The organism is Brachybacterium sp. NPDC056505 (assembly GCF_042794925.1).
In the GTDB taxonomy this organism is placed as follows: domain Bacteria; phylum Actinomycetota; class Actinomycetes; order Actinomycetales; family Dermabacteraceae; genus Brachybacterium; species Brachybacterium kimchii.
In genome coordinates, this window is record NZ_JBHTSV010000020.1 from 38621 (window position 1) to 56517 (window position 17897).

Sequence of the window (17897 nt, forward strand, 5' to 3'; positions counted from 1 at the left end):
GGCCCGGCGGCGGCCGGGGATGTGACCCCTGCCGCCGCCGGGTGACGCTCTCCTCCTCTCGTGATCTAGTAGACCCTGCACGCCTACTTAGGCATGCCTGAGTATCCGCCTAGTTCACCCGAAGGACCGTTCTGTGACCTCGTCGCGCCCGCTCCCCCGCACCTCCTCCCACGAGACCTCCGTCCGTCGTCCGCTCGCACGGCGCTCCCTGCTCGGGATCGCCCCGTCGGCCGCGGTCCTCGCCGCGCTCACCGCATGCGGTGCGGGCAGCCAGTCCGCCGAGGACGCAGCCTCGGACGGCGGCTCCTCCGACGGCGGCTCCGGCTCCGCGGCCGGCGGCGCGCAGGGCGCTCCGTCGGACCTGCCCGAGGGCTGGACCTGGGTGGAGGGCACGGATCTGCCCTCGGCGTCGGCGACCCCGGAGCTGCCGGTGACGGTCACCGACGGCACGGGCGAGAAGGTCGAGGTCAAGGACATCTCGAAGATCATCGTCGGCGGCGAGGACGTCGCCGACATCCTCGCGGCGCTGGGCCTGCAGAAGAACATCTATGCGGCCCCCACGAACTCCGTCGCCCAGGCCGCCCTCGATGCGCCCGAGCACTACGAGTTCAGCCAGAAGACCGGCGTCGAGGGCCTGCTCAGCGTCAAGGGGACCCTCTTCATCGGCAACAACGTCAAGCGCCACGGCAAGCCCGCGGCCCAGTTCCGGGAAGCCGGCGTGGACGCCGTCGTGGTCGACGACCAGCAGCCCATCGCCGACAAGATCCGCGCCGTCGCCGAGTACGTGGGGGCGAAGGACGCGGGCGAGGAGCTCGCGAGCACCGTCGAGGACCAGCTCGACCAGGCCGCGTCCGACGCGAAGGGCACCGGCATCGACGGCCTGCGCATCCTCGCGGTGACCTCGAGCGGCGCGGGCGGCGCGAACGCCGTGGTCGGCACCGGCACGGCCGCCGCAGACATCATCGAGGCCGCGGGCGCGACGAGCGTCGGCGTCGAGGAGGGCCTGCGCGGCTACTCCGTGAAGTACAGCGACGAGGGTCTGCTGGACACGAAGCCCGACGTCATCCTCACGGGCGACGGCGATCTCGAGGAGTGGGGCGGGCTCGAGGGCTTCCTCTCCGCCTTCCCGACCCTTGCGCAGACTCCCGCGGGCACCTCGAACACGTTCTTCCTCATGCCCAGCGAGCAGATCAAGGTCAGCGGCGTGGGCGTCGGCGCCGGTGCGATCGCGCTGGTGAAGGCCCTCGCCGCCGTCGCGAAGTGACCGCCGCCGAGGACACCGCCGGGTCCGCTCCCCGCCGCGCGGCGCGCGAGCGGACCCGGCGCCTGCCGCTCGCGATCGGCCTCCCGATCGGCGGCGCGGTGCTGCTGGTCGCGATCGTCGTCTCGATCGGGACGGGCCCCATCCAGCTCAGTCCGAGCACGGTCCTCGGCGTCGTCTGGCACGAGATCCTCGGGCAGGGCGCCGCGCGCCCGCCGCTCGAGACCACCGTCGTGATGGACCTGCGGATGCCGCGCATGCTGTTCGGGGCGCTCTCCGGAGCGGCGCTCGCGGTCTCCGGCGCGGCGCTGCAGAGCCTGTTCCGCAACCCGCTGGCCGATCCCGGCATCATCGGCGTCAGCGGCGGCGCCTCCACGGGCGCGGTCGCCGCGATCGTCCTGCTGCCTCCGCTGACCGGTGCGGCGGTCGCCTGGGTGGTGCCCGCCGCGGCCTTCGCGGGCGGCATCCTCGCCACGACCCTCATCTACGCGCTCGCCCGCCCGGGGATGGACTCCGGCACCGCGCGGCTGCTCCTCGTGGGCATCGCGATCGGCTCCGCCTTCGCGGCCGTCACCGGGTTCCTCACCTTCGCGGCCGACGACGACGATCTGCAGACCGTGGTGTTCTGGCAGATGGGCTCGCTGGGCGATCTGGACTGGATGAAGCTCGCGATCGGCACGCCCATGATCCTCATCGGCGTGGTGGTGATGATCCTGCTCTCGCGCCGCCTGGACCTGCTCACGCTCGGCGACCGCCAGGCCCACCACCTGGGCCTGGACGTGTCCACGACCAGGAAGATCGTCATCGGGACCACCGCGCTGCTCACGGGCACGAGCGTCGCCTTCGCGGGCACGATCGGCTTCATCGGCCTCGTCGTCCCGCACATCGTGCGCCTCATCTGCGGCCCCGCGCACCGCGGGGTGCTGCCGATGTCGGCCGTGATCGGTGCGCTGCTGATCGTCGTCGCGGACACGCTCTCGCGCACCGTCGCCCCTCCCGCCGAGGTGCCGATCGGCCTGTTCACGGCGATCATGGGCGCCCCGTTCTTCCTCATGCTCGTGCTGCGCTCGCGGACGGTGCGGCTGTGAGCGCACAGACGGGGACGCGCGCCGGCACGTCCGCGGCCGGGGCGCCCGCGACCGAGCCGTGGATCCGCGTCGAGCAGGCCGGCTTCGCCATCGGGGGCGCGGTGCTGCTGCGGGACGTCGAGTTCTCGGCGAGCGGAGGCGAGCTCGTGGCGCTCGTCGGCCCCAACGGTGCCGGGAAGTCGACGCTCCTCTCCCTGCTCTCGGGCGATCAGCGGCCCACGAGCGGCCAGGTACTCCTGGACGGCACGCCGACGGCGGACTGGCCGGCCAAGGCCCTGGCCCGGCACCGTTCGGTGATGACCCAGCACCACAGCCAGGCCTTCTCCTTCACCGTGCGCGAGGCAGCGGCGATGGGCCGCGCCCCGCATCCCATCGGCCCGGACGACGACGCCCTCATCGAGCGCTGCCTGCGCGAGGCGGACGTCGACACCCTCGCCGGGCGGGACGTCACGACGCTCTCGGGCGGCGAGCTCGCGCGGACCGTGTTCGCCCGCGTCCTCGCCCAGGACGCCCAGGTGGTGCTGCTCGACGAGCCGACGGCCGCTCTGGACCTCCATCACCAGGAGGTGCTCATGGCCCGGGCGCGCGAGCTCGCGCAGGAGGGCCGCTGCGTGCTCGTGGTCCTCCACGACCTCACCCTCGCCGCGCGCTGCAGCGACCGCATCGCCATGTTCGACGGCGGGCGCCTGGTCGCGCTCGGCATCCCCGAGGACGTGCTCACCCCCGACCGGATCCGCGAGGTCTACCGCCACGAGGTCGCCGTGCTCGAGCATCCGACCTCCGGCCGGCCCCTGGTGGTGCCGCTGTGAACGCGCAGGAGCCGGCGCCCCGTCCCGCCGGCGACGCCCAGCGCTCCGATCTCGCGGCCCTGCTGTCCGGGCCCGGGTGGGAGCCGCTCCCGCGGCCGACGAACGCCCCCGTCCAGCGCGTGCGCGTCGTGCGCGCCGAGCACCATCCCGCGGCGTCCGCGCCCGGCGGCGCGGCCGTCGAGGTCCTCGCACGCGAGGACGATCGCGCGATCGTCCGCCTGCAGCACCGAGCGCCCGGCGCACGGGCGGTGGCCGTGCAGATCAACGGCTGGTGGCACCCCGATCCCCCCGACGGCCTCGACCTCATCGCCCAGGGGGACGGATGGTTCACGGGCGTGCTCTCCGTTCGCGACGACCTCTGCGCCACGATCTCCTTCCTCGAGCACCACGGGGACAGCGAAGCGTCGGCCGAGCCGCCGTGGTGGAGCGACGGCCTCAAGGGGAAGCGTCCCGGGGCGCCGTCGCGACCGCAGGCGCGGCCTGCCGGCTCCCTGGTCCTGGACCTGGTCCGTGACCGGGTCGTCGACTCGCACGCTCCCTCCAGCGTCCCCGTGCACGAGCTGGCGACGGCCGAGGGCGAGCCGCGCACGCGCTGGTGCACGATCGGCGTAGACAGCGGGAACGGCGAGGAGGGCGGGGACGACGCGCTCCCGCCGTCGGGCCTGCCCCTGCTCGTCGTCACCGACGGGGAGGCGCATCTCGATCGCCTGGACACCCCGGGCGTGCTCGCCGAGGCCGTCCGGGCCGGCGAGCTGCCGCCGCTGCGCGCCGTGTTCATCGACGCGTGGCCCGAGCGCGCCCGGGACCTGGGCGTGCCCGGCGGACAGGCCGCATGGATCGCGGACACGCTGGTGCCGCGTCTGCGTCCCGCCCCCGATCCGTGGCGCACCGTGGTCGCAGGATCGAGCTTCGGGGGTCTGACCTCGCTCTTCGCCCTCGCTCGGGCGCCGCACAGGATCGGTGCCACGATCGCGCAGTCGGTCTCCCTCTGGCGCTATCCGCACCTGGCACTCGCGGCTCCCCTGCGCGCAGCGCTCCGCAGCACGGACCCCGGGAGCGTGCGCATCCGTCTCCACGCCGGACATTTCGAGGGGACGATGGGCGAGGCGGCGCGCGAGCTCGCGGACGCCGCGTCCGACGGGACCGGTGCCACGATCCCTGTGCGCCTGCATCGCGGAGGCCACGACTGGGCCTGGTGGCAGCCCGCGATGGTCGAGGAGCTCGCTGCCCTGCTCGCGCCCGCCCGCCCCTGACCGCGCCTGATCGCACCTGACCGCGCCCGCGGCCCCGCGTGAACGCAAGGCCCGCGTGAGGGGCCGGTCGCACTACCATGGCCGCTCGTCCGTTTCCCGGAAGAAGGAGTCCCGTGACCGCCGCAGCCCTCTCCCCCCGGCACCCCGTCCTCGCCGATGCTCTGAACCGGCATCGCTCGCTGGGGGTCGATGCCGCACTGGTCGTCGCCGGAGCCGCGATCGTCGCCCTGCTGGCCCAGGTCGAGATCCCGCTGCCCGTCGTCCCGATCACGGGCCAGACCCTGGGCGTGCTCCTCGTGGGCGCGGCACTCGGCGCGCGCCGCGGAGCCGCCGCGCTGACCGCGTACATGGTCGCCGGCCTTGCCGGAGCCCCGGTGTTCGCGGGCTTCAGCGGCTCCCTCGCCGCCGTGATGACCCCGAGCTTCGGGTTCATCCTGGGCTTCATCCCCGCCGCGTACCTCGCGGGCTGGTTCGCCGAGCGCTCGTGGGACCGCCGCTCCTGGAAGGCCTTCGCCGGCTTCGCCGCCGCGAGCGTCGTGCCCTTCCTCGTGGGTGTGCCCTACATGGCCTGGATCCTGAACGCCGTGATGGGCGCGGGCGCCGACCTCGGCCAGATCCTGGCCCTGGGCGTCACGCCCTTCATCGCGGGCGGCGTCGTGAAGGCCGCGATCGCCGCGGTCGCGATCCCGCTCGCCTGGCGCGGCGTGCGCGCGATCGACCGTTCGCAGCGCGACTGATCATCTCCGCGTCGCGGCCCTGCGCCGCGCTGGATTCCGAGGCCCCGCGGGTTCGCCCGCGGGGCCTCGTGCGTCTCAGGGCCCTCCGTCTTGTTGATAATGTTTCTCAGCGAAGAGCGGTCGCGCCGGTCCGCACGCACCCGCACCTGCGGACGCGGCCCCGTCCCGACCCGCATCGCACCCGCACCACACCACCCGCTCCACTCCGCCCACCCCGCACCAGGAGGACGCCCGTGCCCGTCGGCCCGTCGGCCCTGCAGCCCGTTCCCGTGATCGCCCTGACCGGGCACCTCGGAGCGGGGAAGACGACGGTGCTCAACGCGCTGCTGGCGGCGCCGGGTGCGCGCCTCGGCGTGATCGTCAACGACCTCGGCGAGATCAACGTGGACGCGGCGATGGTCACCGGCCAGGTCGACGACGTCGCCTCGATCGCAGGCGGCTGCCTGTGCTGCCTGCCGGACTCGACACCGCTGGACGATGCCCTGGAGAGCCTGTCCCGACCCCGCCTGGCCCTCGACGCCATCGTCATCGAGGCGAGCGGAGCCGCCGAGCCGCTCGCGCTGGGGCGCATGATCCGCTTCTCCTCCGCCGAGCGCACGCGACTGGCGGGCGTGGTTGAGGTGGTCGACGCCGAGACGTGCTTCGAGACCGTCGACCCCGGTGGGGACGGACCGCACCCGCTCCCCGCGCCCGCCCGGTACGCCGCCCCCTCGCTCGTGCTCCTCACCAAGACCGACCTGCTGCCCGAGCAGCTCGCCGCACGGCGGATCGAGGCGATCACGGCCCGCGTCCGCGAGCGCAGCGAGGACGCGCACGTCCTGGCCGTCCCCCACGGCGGGCTCGACCCGGCGCTGCTCCTGGACGTCGCCCGGTCGGAGGACCCGCCAGACCAGCTTCCGCTCGCCGCGCTCGCGCGGGAGGAGCACGCCCGGCACGTCCACGAGCACGCGGATGCCGTCACGGTGCATGCCCAGGGCCCGGTGGAGCCGTCGGCCCTGGCCGATCTGCTCGAGGACCCGCCCGAGGGGGTCTTCCGCCTCAAGGGCATCATCGCCGTCGCCGGGCCCCGCGGTCCGCGGCGCTTCGCACTGAACCTCGTGGGCCGACGGATGCATGTGGCGACGGCGCCGCCGGAGAGCGAGCATCCCGAGGGACTGGTCGCGATCGGCATGCACCTCGACGAGGCAGTGGTCCGCGCCCGGCTCGCCGCCGCGCTCGCCCCGTGCGCGCATCCCGGCGCCGCGGGCATGCGCCGCCTCCTGCGGCTCAAGCGGCTCAGCGCCTGAGCGGCGCCGACGATGGGAGCCGGGGAGGGACGAGGGCCGGGGCCCCGGGGAATTCTCGCCGCCTCCCCCTCGTTCGTCATGCCATGGACGTGTCCGATGGTTCGACGGCGGAAGCCTGGGTCCTCGCCGCCTCGCGCACGGTGCGGCTCGCCCCGAGCGAGGTCCTGCCTCCTCACCGCACCTCCCTGTGGATGCTCGTGCGCGAGGGCGCAGTCGAGGTCGCCGGACGCACGGGGCCCCAGCGCCTGGAGCGCGGGGACGCCGCCTACCTCCACCATGCCCGCCTCCACCCCGTCCGCGCCCTGTCCGCCACCTCCCTCGCCGTCGCCGACCTCCGCCGCCTCGGGAGGAACCCACCGGCCGCCCCGCTGATCGCACGCGACTTCGCCGCCCGTCAGAACGGCGCCGTCGCCCTCCTGGACCTGTGCCCGATGCGACCGGAGACGGCCGCCGTCCGACCGCGGATGACTACCGCATACGGCGAGATCCTCGGTTCGGCGATGCTCACCGAGGCCGGCGGCGCCGTGCCGTCGACCGCGGCGGACCCGATCGTCCACCGCGCGGCGGGAGCGATGGACAGCGACCCGCTCCACGGCTGGACGCTCGCCGAGATCGCCGCCCTCGCGCACGTGGGCACGACCGTCCTCGTGGAGCGCTTCCGGCGCGCCACGGGACTCAGCCCGATGCAGTACCTGCGTCGGCTGCGCCTCGAGCAGGCCATGGGCGAGCTGGGCCGGACCGACGCCCCGCTCGCACGCGTCGCGAGCACGGCGGGATACGGGTCCGTCGAGGCCTTCGTGCGGGCCTTCCGCGCGCACACGGGCTGCACGCCGGGCCGCTGGCGTCAGTCGATCCGGGGCCGCACCGGGAGCACGGTGAACACGAGCGCGGCGAGCACGGCCGCGACCGCGCCGAGCCGCAGCGCCGCCGGATAGCCCGCGCCGTCGACGAGGGCGCCACCGAGCACCGCACCCACCGTGATGGCCGTCTGGAATGCCGTGACCTGCAGCGAGACCGCAGCCTCCGCACGGTGCGGCTCGACCGCCGTCACCCACAGCTGGGTGGTCACGGGGATCATGTTGAAACCGACGCCCCAGGCGACCGTTCCGAGGACGAGCAGCGGCGCATGGTCGGCGGAGGCCACCGTGCACAGGGACACCGCAAGGATCGCCGGGGCCGCCGCCGTGGCCCAGCGCAGCCAGCGCGAGAGGTATCCGCCGGCGATGTTCCCGACCAGTCCGCCGATGCCCCAGGCGAGCAGGATCATCGCGACGGACGCGGGCGCGACCTCGGCGATCGCGAGGCGGATGTAGGGGTAAGCCGTGAAGTTCGCGAGCGCCGCGAGGCCCACGCCCACGATCCCGGCCATCAGGAGCCTGCTGCGCAGCACCTGCTTCATCATCGCGATCCCCGCTCCGGGCAGCGCCGGGACCGGTGGCAGCACGGCGCGCAGCACGAGGGCGGAGAGCACGCTGACGGCGGCGATGATCGCGAACACGGCGCGCCACCCCACCAGGTCGCCGAGCACCGAGGCCAGCGGCACGCCCACGATGGTCGCCGCGCTCGTGCCGAGAGCGAGGGCGGTCGAGATCAGAGCGGGCCGCCCCGTCACGCGCACGCCGATGGAGAAGGTGAAGGACCAGTACCCCGCGATCGCGATCCCGAGCAGCACCCGGGCCAGCAGCACGAGAGGGAGCCCCGGTGCGACGACCACCACGAGGTTCGAGACCGTCGCGAGGGCGAGCAGGGCGAGCAGCACGGCGCGGCGCTCGGCGCGGGGAAGGATCGCGGCGATCGTCGGGGCGGTGAACGCGCCCGCGAGGGCCGTCGCGGCCACGGCCAGTCCCGCGCGCCCCTCGGTGACGCGGAGGTCCGACGCCATCTGCGGGAGCACCCCGGCGGGCACGAACTCCGAGCCGACGAGCGCGGCGGTGCCCGTCGAGAGCGCGAGCGCCGTGATCAGGGCGCGCCGCCCCGAGACCCGGGGCTCGGCCTCGGCTCGGGGTTCGAGGGGCTCGGTGACATCACGGCGGTCATGGGTCGAACAGGTCATGTCCCGAGAATCCCCGAGCGCGCGTCGCCCGGGCTGACCGCACGGCCGCAAGGGCTGACCGCGGGACCGGAGTCCTCCTCGGCGCGCCGACCAGCGCGTGGGAGGACGCAGGCAGGAGGGTGTGACCTGCGTAGCATGGCGGGATGATCCTCACCCCCGGAGGCGGGCCCGTCGGCGGCCCCACCAGTCGCGACGCCGCAGGTCTCCTCGCCCCCGAGGCGGTGCGTGCGCAGTTCCCCGCCGGCGAGCGCAGCGAGGCCCCCTTCCCGTTCACCGACCGCGACCTCGACCCCGTGCTCCACGTGGTCGCGCCCGGCGAGCGCCTGCACGTCTTCGTGTATCCGGAGCTCGACGACGCGCTCACCTGGGGCGCGACGCATGTGGCGGTGGACCTGGAGCTCTCCGACGGCACCCGCCTCTCCGAGCTCGCCGCGCCCGATCAGTACGGGACCGCGATCGACGCCGCCGCGCAGGGCGCGGCGAAGATCCTGTACGCCGACCAGTGGAACGACGTGCAGGTCGATCTCTCCCGCGCCGTCGGCCGCACGGTCGTCGGCGTCGTGGTCGTGGCCGACCCGCCCGCCGCATCCGCCGATGCCGCTGCCGGCACCGAGAGCGAGGCCGATGCCGAGGGCAGGGCCGACGATCCGACCGCACCCGCCCTCACCGCCTGGTTCGACCCGCCGCGCATCGAGCCGATCCCCTCCGACCCGCCCGTCGACGATCCCGTGGCCTGGGTGGACACCCGCCGCGGCACGAACGCCTCGGGCGACTTCTCTCGCGGGAACAACCTGCCGATCACGGCCTGGCCGAACGGCTTCGCGTTCTTCGCGCCGATGACCGATGCACGCTCCCTGCGATGGCCGTACCAGTACCAGCGCGCGAACGACGAGCAGAACCGTCCGCGGCTGCAGGGGCTCGCCGTCTCGCACCAGCCGAGTCCGTGGATGGGCGACCGCAATCAGCTGATCATGATGCCGCTCACGGGGTCCGACGCGACTCCCGCCGGGCGCTCCCGCGCCTTCACCCACGAGGACGAGACCGCCCGGCCCGACCTCTACGCGGTCGCCCTCGAGGACGGCACGCGACTGCGCCTCGCCCCGAGCGACCACGGCGCCGTGCTCGAGGTGACCTTCCCCGAGGCGGGCCGCCGCCGCGGCCTGCTCCTCGAGGGGGCCGACGAGAGCACGCGCCTCGATCTCGCGGGCGCGGTGTTCGACGGGACCTTCGCGGGCTGGGTCGACAACGGCACCGACGGCGAGGAGCGCTCCGCGGGTCGCTCGCGGATGTTCGTCGCCGGAACCCTCGACCCGCTGCCCGAGCACGTCGGGCCCGCCGACGGGGACCTCGCGAGCGCGCGCGTCGCGACCTTCGCCGACGACGTCCGCACGGTGACCGTGCGCCTGGCGACCAGCTTCATCGGCGTCGAGCAGGCCCGGCACACCCTCGACCTCGAGCTCGCGGGCCGCGACCTGCGCACGATCCAGCGCGCGGCCCGTGCCGCATGGACCGAGCGCCTCGGGGTGATCAGCGTCGAGGGCGCGGCGGCCCCGCAGCGCCGCACCCTGTACGGGAGCCTCTACCGCCTGAACCTCTACCCGAACTCCCAGCACGAGAACACGGGCTCGGCCCGCGATCCCCGGCCGATGCACGCCTCGCCGGTGGCGCCCACGCGCGGCGAGGTCACCGACACGCGCACGAACGCCCAGGTCATCGCCGGTGAGCTGTTCGTCAACCATGGCTTCTGGGACACCTACCGCACCTGCTGGCCGGCCTTCGCGCTGCTGTACCCGCAGCTCGCAGCACGGCTCGTCGACGGCTTCGTCCAGCACTACCGCGAGGGCGGCTGGATCCCGCGCTGGTCCTCCCCCGGCTATGCGGACTGCATGACCGGCACGAGCTCCGACGTCGCCTTCGCCGACGCGCAGGTCAAGGGCGTCGGCCTGCGCGATCCGCTCGCGACCTACGAGGCGGGCCTGCGCAATGCGACCGTCGCCTCCCCGGATCCGCTGGTGGGCCGCAAGGGCGCGGAGCGGGCGATGTTCACCGGGTACGTCGACTCAGGCACCCCCGAGTCCGTCTCCTGGACGCTCGAAGCCCACATCAACGACCAGGGCCTCGCCCACCAGGCGAGACTCCTCGCCGAGGCCCCCGAGACCTCCGAGGCCTCGGCGGACTCCGGGTCGCACGAGCTGTCCGAGCAGCGGCGCCGCGCCCTGCGCGAGGAGGCCGACTACCTCGAGGCGCGCAGCGCCGGCTACGCGCTGCTGTTCGATCCGGCAATCGGCTTCTTCCAGGGCCGACGGTCCGACGGCGCCTTCGCGCAGAGCCCCGAGCAGTTCGACCCTCGCGACTGGGGCGGCGACTTCACGGAGACCGACGGCTGGAACTTCGCCTTCCACGTGCCGCACGACGGCGAGGGTCTGGCTGCGCTCTACGGGGGCCGTGACCAGCTCCGCGCGAAGCTCGAGGAGTTCTTCGCGACGCCCGAGACGGGCCGACGCCCCGGCACCTACGGCAGCGTCATCCACGAGATGCACGAGGCGCGTGCGGTGCGCATGGGCCAGTTCGGCATGTCCAACCAGCCCAGCCATCACATCCCGTTCCTGTTCCACCACGCCGGCGCGCCCCATCGCGCGCAGGAGGTGGTGCGGGAGGTGCACCGGCGCCTGTTCACCGGTGAGCAGATCGGGCAGGGGTACCCGGGCGACGAGGACAACGGCGAGATGAGCGCCTGGTGGCTGCTGACGGCGCTCGGGCTCTACCCGCTGCAGCTCGGCACCGACGTGTACCACCTGGTCGCACCGCTGTTCGACGTCGCGCACGTGCGGCCGCTGGGCGGCGAGGAGTTCACGATCCGCGCCGAGGACCAGGCGATGGACCACCCGTACATCCAGGCGGTGCGGCGCGAGGGCACGCTGCGCTCGACCTCCTTCCTCCGCCACGGCGACCTGCGCGGCGAGATCCGCGTGAAGCTGGGCGCCGAGCCGGGACCGTCCGATGCCCCGCCCGACTCCCCGACGCTGCCCGGCGAGGCCCCACGCCCTCTCGTCGACCTGCTCGCTCGGGACCCGGAGAATCCGCTCCTGGACGACGACTCCCGCACGGAGACCCTGCTCGAGCCCGTCGACGGCGAGATCATCATCGACCTTCCGCCGACGGCTCCGTCGCCGGGTCGCCCCGTCCCGCGCTTCCTCACACTCACCTCCGGTGCCCACGAGGGTCAGGATCCGTCCTCGTGGCGCCTCGAGGTGCGCGAGGACGACGAGGAACCCGGAACCGAGGAGGCGTCGGCGGATGCTCCGGGAGACGGGGACGCTCGAGCGTCCGCGGCCTGGCGGGTCGTCGACGAGCGCTCGGGCGAGACGTTCCGGTGGCGCCGACAGACCCGCCCCTTCGCCCTGCCCGACGTGCGAGGCGCCGACGGTTCGCCCCTCTCGGGTCCCGTGCGCTTCCGGCTGGTACTCACGGGCGTGCGCTCCCCCATCGCTCTCGCGCAGATCGAGCTGCTGGCCCCTGCGCCGCTGCGCTGAGGTCCAGCGCCGCGGCGTCGGCCCCGCCGTCGACTCCTTCCGCGCGACACGCCGAGCACAAAAGAAAGTTTCTTACGTTGACCGGCCGGTTTCCGGAATGTTCACTCGCTCGGTCTTGACCCTCGGTCACGCTTTGGCAAAGGGTTGGTCATGGAAGCGGCGGCACGGGCGGATCGCCCCCGTCGACACCGGACCAGCACGAGGAGTTGAGTTCCTTGTCCATCGACACCACGCAGCACGACATCAGTCGCGGATCCTTCCTCCGCGGGGCACTCGCGGCAGCCGGCGGCATCGCCGGGATCGGCGCGGCCACGGCAGCGGGCGCCGCCCCCGCCGGGGCGTCGCCCGCGAAGGCCGACGGCGACTTCACGGTTCCCGCGAGCTGGGACCAGACCGTGTTCGGCACCGGCCTCGGGAACGGCAAGAAGGTCTACATCGACGGCCTCAGCGTCCTCTACCAGGAGGGCACGCCCACCACCCTGAGCGCGAAGGAGGTCGAGGCCCAGTTCGCCGACACCCTCCCCCGCGGCGCGAAGGAGGGCGAGATGTTCACGGCGAAGTCCACGGGACCGCTCGACCTCGACGGGGGGTCGATCCTCGTGCGCCTCACCGGGGACAAGGGCACGCGGGTCGACGCCGAGGCGTACCTCGTGCGCACGGCGAACCCGAAGGCCCACGGCGTGATCACGAAGATCGACGTCCCCCACGTCACGCCCCTCTACCTCCCGCAGAAGGCGCACCTGGCATGGAGCACGACGCGGATCGACGATCCCGCCTCGGTCTCGACCAAGGAGGCCCGCGAGCAGCTCGGGAACGCCCTCGCCTGGTGCTACCAGACGAACGGGGAGCCGCAGGTCGACACGAAGGACGTCAAGGTCTTCGACGACGGCGTGCACATCACCGGCTACGCGCGCTGGATCCCGGACATCGGCCTGGGCTTCCAGCCCTACTACGGCATCGCGCTGCCGACGGCATCCGGCTGGAGCTACCTGTTCAGCAGGCTGCCCGGCAAGTGATCCACGGGCGGGCGCCACGACGGCAGCCCGTCAACCTTCCCCACCTCCCACACAATCCGGCGACACGCATTCGGACCAGCTCAAGGAGCTGAGGACCATGTCCATCACCCGGAGCACCACCACCCACCACACCATCAGCCGCGGCGCCTTCCCGCGCGGCGCGGTCCTCGCGGCCGGCGGCGCGGTCGGCACGGCCGGCCTGGCGACCGCCACCGGCAGCCGATCCGGAGGACTCGCGAGCGCATCAGCGGCCGGGGGCTCCTCCCCCGTGCCCCCGTTCTTCGAGGGCAGCGTGTTCGGCGACGCCCTGCACGATCGCGCGGACGGCTACATCGCGAGCTTCGAGGACCTCTACCCGGAGAACGAGAACGTCGAGGGGAGGACGGGCCGCGTGACCTCGCTCAACGCGAAGGAGCTCGCCGGCATCATGAGCATCCGGATGTTCGAGCCCGCGGACAACGAAAGCGGCGAGACATTCACCCCGAAGGTCGCCGAGGGCATCGGTCTCGACGAGGCCACGGCCGTGCGCTTCGTCGGCGACCAGGGGTCGGAGCGCGTCGGCAGCGCACGCCTGACGCGCACCGCGAACGACCGCTCCAGCGGCGTCCTGCTCACCATGACGCCGCGCGGCCATGAGCCGTTCGAGTACCCGGCCGGCGCCCGCCTGTGCTGGACCAGATTCCTGGACGCGAAGTCGCCGAAGGGCGTCTCCACCGCGGCGGCGACGGAGATGCTCGAGAACGCGTACGGCTTCAGCTTCGCCGAGGAGGGCATCCGCCCCGTCAGCACACGCTCCGTGAAGGTCTTCGACGACGGCCTGCACATCCGGGGCGAGGCCCGCTACGGCACGAGCGGTCCGTGGACCACGTGGCTCGGCGTCGCACTCCCGGCCGACCCCGGCGCCGCACACCTGGGCGAGGACGGCTGGAGCTACCTGTTCGGCATGGTCCCGAAGGACTGACGACCCCGCCGGCACCCCGCATCGCGCGACTCTCCGGCGCCACGCACGACCGACCGGGCGCCCCTTCCCTGCGGGAGGGGCGCCCGTGTCGCGTCGCATATGTAAGTCACTTCGATGCGACACGCCGAGCGTGGAACTCATTTTGCACCTCTGGCCTGCGAGAACCGACTCAGGCCCACATTGAGGGGTTGACGGCAGTAAAGCACAGGTAAAGGGTTGGTCACGTTCATGGCACAGCGCAGCGCCGGACCACCCGGCGGGCGCGGCCGACGCTCTTCCCCATTCCCGGAGAGGTCCCACCATGTCCACCCAGCCCACTCGGAACACCCCGTCCCCGCCCATCACCCCGCGTACAAGCCACGCCGCGACCGGCGTCCATGGCGCCCCCAGCATTCCCCGCAGCTCGCTCCTGCGCTCGGGCCTCGCCCTCGGCGCCGGAGCCGTGGGCGCCGCGATCGTCGGCAGCGGCGCCGTCGGCACCCATGCGATCGGGTCCGACGCGGGAGCAGCCCCCATCGGACCCGCGCCCCTGGCGCCGGCCGCCCGACCCTCCCTCCCGGAGGATTGGACGGACACGGTGCTCACCCAGGACCTCCCCTCCGAGCAGGACGGCTACATCGCGTGCTTCACGACGCTCTACATCGACGGCCCCGTGAAGTCGGTCAGCGCGAAGCGCATCGCCGGGACCGACGGCATCGTGAACTTCATGCCGCAGGGCACCGGCAGCCAGTCCGAGGGCTTCACGCCGCACGTCTCCGGGCCGGCGCGTCTGGACGGAGGCCCGGTGGCCCTTCTCCTCCTCGGCGATGCCGGCAGCGAGGTCTGGGCCGAGGCCCAGCTGGTGCGCACCGCGAATCCCGGAGCCCGCGCCCTGCTGCTGCACGTGCTCGGCCCCTCGGGCTGGTCGATCGCTCTGCCGAAGGGGACCCCGATCGTCGGCGACCTCATCCAGAAGGACTCCCCCGGACTGGTGTCGAAGAAGGATGCGCGCGGCGCACTCGCCGACGGCGTCTCGATGAGCTTCCACCCCGACGGCGACAACCCGGCCCGCATGGATCACGTGCAGGTCCTGGACGGCGGCCAGCACATCACCGGCGGCGTGAGCCATCCGGTGAGCGGGGACCGCGTGCACCACGACTGGTACGGCGCGGCGGTCGGCGGCGACGGCGGCTGGTTCTACCTCTGCGCGCAGCTGCCGGACGAGAGCTGAGGCGTCGCCCCAGCGCGTCATCCCGCACGCGCCGCCCCTCCCTCGAGCGCGCGGGCACCCGACCACTCGGGCGCCCGCGCGCTCCGCTGCGGCACCCGTCGTGGGACACCCTGAGCCCTCCGGCGAGCCACGCAGCAGACACGTTCCGACGCAAGTCTGTTCGATGCGACACGCCGAGCATGGAACTAATTTTGTATCTCTGACCTGCAACGACGCGGATTCCACCGCGAGGCGGGTTGACGAGAGTCAAGCCCTAGTAAAGGGTTGGTCATGTTCACGACGCGGGTCGCACCCGGCCCGGCCGATGATTCCATCCCCCACAACATGAGAGGCATGGTCATGCCCACCGAACTCCGCACCCGCGCCATCTCCCGCGGCACCTTCCTCCGCTCGGGCCTCGCTCTCGCAGGCGGCGTCCTGGGCGCCACCGCACTCGGCAGCGGACCGCTCGGCGCGACGGACGCCGAGGCCGCCACGTCGGGCGCGGGCGCATCCGCCGCACAGGCGAAGGCCGCATCGCCCGTCCAGCTGCCCACGAGCTGGAAGAGCACCGCCTTCACCGCACCCCTGCCCTCCACGCACGACGGATACATCTCGAGCTGGACGGCGCTGTACGGGGCTGGCCCGCTCACATCGCTGAGCGCGAAGAAGGTCGCACAGGCGGACGGCATCTCGAACTTCCTGCCCTACGGCGAGTACGAGCAGAAGGAGCGCTTCACCCCGCACGTCGCAGGCACCGTCCGCCTCGACGGCGGCCCCGTGCGGATCCGCTTCGTCGGGAACAAGGGCAGGAAGTTCACGGCCGAGGTGCGCCTGGTGCGCTCCGCGGACCCGAAGTCGCCGGCACTGCTGCTGCACGTGCTCGGCAAGAGCGCGACCTCGCTCGTGCTGCCGAAGGGGACGCCGATCGTCTGGGGCACTCCCCCGGCCGCGTCGCTGTCGAAGGTGAAGACGGCCGACGCCCGCGAGGTGCTGGAGCAAGGCGTCGGCTTCAGCTTCGGCGAGGACGGCCCGAACCCCGCGCACGCGAGCGGCGCGACCGTGCTCGACGGCGGTCGGCACATCGTGGGGAGCGTCCGCTTCCCGACGCACGCCACCCGCGTGACGCGCCGGTGGTTCGGCACCGCGGTGCGCGCGGACGGCGGCTGGACCTACCTGGTCGCCGAGCTGCCGAAGAGCTGACGGCCCCGCCGCAGACCGCCGAGGCGCCCACGCGCCCGGCCCGTGATCGTCGTGCCCGGTTCCTGCCCACCGTCGGGGGGCGAGAGGGAGGAGCCGGGCACGACTCTTCCCCGTGGCGCCTCCTTACGCAGAAGTAAGCTCGTTTCGCCACGGTGATTGCAAAACAAATTTCTTACCTATGGCCTGCAGGTTTACTCTGTGGCCCTGATCCACCCCTTGACGCCCGGTCAAGCATTGGTAAAGCCTGAGTCATGCACAGGGCGGGTCTCCGGAACCGAGGATCCGCCGCACCGGAGTCGGAGACCGAGGAGTGGTTCTCGATGACCACCATCCGCAGCACGCGACACAGCAGCACCCGATCCAGCACCACAGGCCGCGCCGGCACGCGATCCGTCGTCACGCGAGGCACGTTCCTGCGCTCCGCGATCGTGGCGACCGGCGGCCTCGTGGGCCTGGGAGGCCTCGCGACCTCCGCACAGGCCGCGGGGACCGCCGGCGCGACCCCCGCCGGCGAGACCGGGGACCTCGAGCTCCCGGAGTCGTGGGAGGACACGGTGTACTTCGAGCCCCTCCCCTCCGAGGACAAGGGCTACATCGCGAGCTTCACGACGCTCTACGGCCACACGCCCGTGGACCTCACGAAGAAGGAGCTCGAGGAGGTCGACGGCATCGTCAACTTCCGCGCCTACGGCGACGACGACGGGAGCGGCCCCACATACACGCCGTCGGCGAGCTCGGGCGTCTCCGTCGGCGGCGATCCCGTCGAGATCCTGTTCACCGGCTCCGACAACTCGGAGCTCATGGCCGAGGCCCACTACGTGCTCGGCACAGACCCGGAGAATCCCGGGATCCTGCTGCACGTGCTCGGCACGAAGCACTGGTCGATCCGCCTCCCGGAGCACACCGACTTCGCCTGGGACCTGGTCCAGGTCGACTCGCCGGCGCTGGTCACCCAGGACGATGCGGAGCAGACGCTCTGGAACGCGGTCTCCATGGGCTACGCCGAGGAGGACGACGGCGACTTCGAGACGACGATCAAGCACGTGAAGAGCGTCGACGGCGGGGACGGCATCTCCGGCTGGACCCTCACCAACGGCGCCACGGATCCGGAATGGACCCTGTGGTACGGCACCGCGATCGGCGGCGACGGCGGCTGGTCGTACCTGTTCGGCAAGGTGCGCACGGACGGTGCGCTGCACTGAGCACATCGACCGGCGGGCACTGATCTTCCGACCGGCATCGAGGGGGACTGCCGATCTCGGAAGCGGAGCGGCCCCGCCGCCCATCACGGGCGGCGGGGCCGCTTCATGTCCCGCGAACGATCTCGCACGGGATCCGCGCACGATGCCCCGAGACATCACCACGGCGGAGGGAGCGGGATTCGAACCCGCGGTACAGGGTCACTGCACAGTGGTTTTCAAGACCACCACATTCGGCCGCTCTGTCATCCCTCCAGTGGGTTCCGGTGCTGGTCACGGGCATTTCCGTACCGTCGCCGGGTCCCGGCC

Annotated in this window: 14 protein-coding genes and 1 tRNA gene; 13 read left to right on the forward strand and 2 right to left on the reverse strand. The window is 72.9% G+C overall.

Annotated elements, in window-relative coordinates:
* Positions 1 to 133 precede the first annotated feature (133 nt).
* The 7 genes from ACFQ53_RS11270 to ACFQ53_RS11300 all read left to right on the forward strand — a co-directional run bounded on the left by ACFQ53_RS11270 (position 134) and on the right by ACFQ53_RS11300 (position 7369).
* The gene (locus tag ACFQ53_RS11270) at positions 134 to 1264 is read left to right on the forward strand and encodes an ABC transporter substrate-binding protein (protein ID WP_377859630.1); all 1131 of its coding nucleotides are present in this window, start codon (positions 134 to 136) and stop codon (positions 1262 to 1264) included.
* Positions 1261 to 2349 (forward strand): FecCD family ABC transporter permease, encoded by a 1089-nt coding sequence (locus ACFQ53_RS11275; RefSeq protein WP_377859633.1) that lies wholly within the window; start codon positions 1261 to 1263, stop codon positions 2347 to 2349. The genes ACFQ53_RS11270 and ACFQ53_RS11275 overlap by 4 nt, the downstream gene beginning before the upstream one ends.
* The gene (locus ACFQ53_RS11280) at positions 2346 to 3158 is read left to right on the forward strand and encodes a heme ABC transporter ATP-binding protein (protein ID WP_377859636.1); all 813 of its coding nucleotides are present in this window, start codon (positions 2346 to 2348) and stop codon (positions 3156 to 3158) included. Before ACFQ53_RS11275 ends, ACFQ53_RS11280 begins: the two co-directional genes overlap by 4 nt.
* The gene (locus tag ACFQ53_RS11285; protein ID WP_377859639.1) at positions 3155 to 4411 is read left to right on the forward strand and encodes an alpha/beta hydrolase; all 1257 of its coding nucleotides are present in this window, start codon (positions 3155 to 3157) and stop codon (positions 4409 to 4411) included. Before ACFQ53_RS11280 ends, ACFQ53_RS11285 begins: the two co-directional genes overlap by 4 nt.
* A gap of 113 nt (positions 4412 to 4524) precedes the next feature.
* Positions 4525 to 5148: a biotin transporter BioY gene (locus tag ACFQ53_RS11290; RefSeq protein WP_377859642.1), complete on the forward strand. Its 624-nt coding sequence runs from the start codon at positions 4525 to 4527 to the stop codon at positions 5146 to 5148.
* A 233-nt stretch (positions 5149 to 5381) separates the two neighbouring features.
* Positions 5382 to 6434 (forward strand): CobW family GTP-binding protein, encoded by a 1053-nt coding sequence (locus ACFQ53_RS11295; protein ID WP_377859645.1) that lies wholly within the window; start codon positions 5382 to 5384, stop codon positions 6432 to 6434.
* 83 nt (positions 6435 to 6517) lie between these two features.
* Positions 6518 to 7369, forward strand: a complete 852-nt coding sequence (locus ACFQ53_RS11300; RefSeq protein ID WP_377859648.1) for a helix-turn-helix transcriptional regulator — start codon at positions 6518 to 6520, stop codon at positions 7367 to 7369.
* Here the strand turns inward: ACFQ53_RS11300 and ACFQ53_RS11305 are convergent.
* Positions 7279 to 8487, reverse strand: coding sequence for an MFS transporter (locus ACFQ53_RS11305; RefSeq protein ID WP_377859651.1), 1209 nt, complete (start codon positions 8485 to 8487; stop codon positions 7279 to 7281). The two genes, ACFQ53_RS11300 and ACFQ53_RS11305, sit on opposite strands and share 91 nt — an antisense overlap.
* Before the next feature lie 143 nt (positions 8488 to 8630).
* Between ACFQ53_RS11305 and ACFQ53_RS11310 the strand changes: the two genes are divergently transcribed.
* The 6 genes from ACFQ53_RS11310 to ACFQ53_RS11335 all read left to right on the forward strand — a co-directional run bounded on the left by ACFQ53_RS11310 (position 8631) and on the right by ACFQ53_RS11335 (position 17591).
* Complete coding sequence (locus ACFQ53_RS11310; protein ID WP_377859654.1) at positions 8631 to 12020, forward strand: GH92 family glycosyl hydrolase; 3390 nt, start codon at positions 8631 to 8633, stop codon at positions 12018 to 12020.
* Between the two features lie 215 nt (positions 12021 to 12235).
* Entirely contained in the window at positions 12236 to 13036 is an 801-nt protein-coding gene (locus tag ACFQ53_RS11315) for a hypothetical protein (RefSeq protein ID WP_377859657.1), read from the forward strand.
* Positions 13037 to 13133: 97 nt separating this feature from the next.
* Entirely contained in the window at positions 13134 to 13997 is an 864-nt protein-coding gene (locus ACFQ53_RS11320; RefSeq protein ID WP_377859660.1) for a hypothetical protein, read from the forward strand.
* Positions 13998 to 14298: 301 nt separating this feature from the next.
* The gene (locus ACFQ53_RS11325; protein WP_377859662.1) at positions 14299 to 15207 is read left to right on the forward strand and encodes a hypothetical protein; all 909 of its coding nucleotides are present in this window, start codon (positions 14299 to 14301) and stop codon (positions 15205 to 15207) included.
* Between the two features lie 339 nt (positions 15208 to 15546).
* Entirely contained in the window at positions 15547 to 16389 is an 843-nt protein-coding gene (locus tag ACFQ53_RS11330) for a hypothetical protein (protein WP_377859665.1), read from the forward strand.
* A 320-nt stretch (positions 16390 to 16709) separates the two neighbouring features.
* On the forward strand, positions 16710 to 17591 hold the full coding sequence (locus tag ACFQ53_RS11335; protein WP_377859668.1) for a hypothetical protein: 882 nt from the start codon (positions 16710 to 16712) through the stop codon (positions 17589 to 17591).
* A gap of 164 nt (positions 17592 to 17755) precedes the next feature.
* Here ACFQ53_RS11335 and ACFQ53_RS11340 read toward each other — a convergent pair.
* A tRNA-Ser gene (locus tag ACFQ53_RS11340) sits at positions 17756 to 17843 on the reverse strand.
* Between the last annotated feature and the right edge of the window lie 54 nt (positions 17844 to 17897).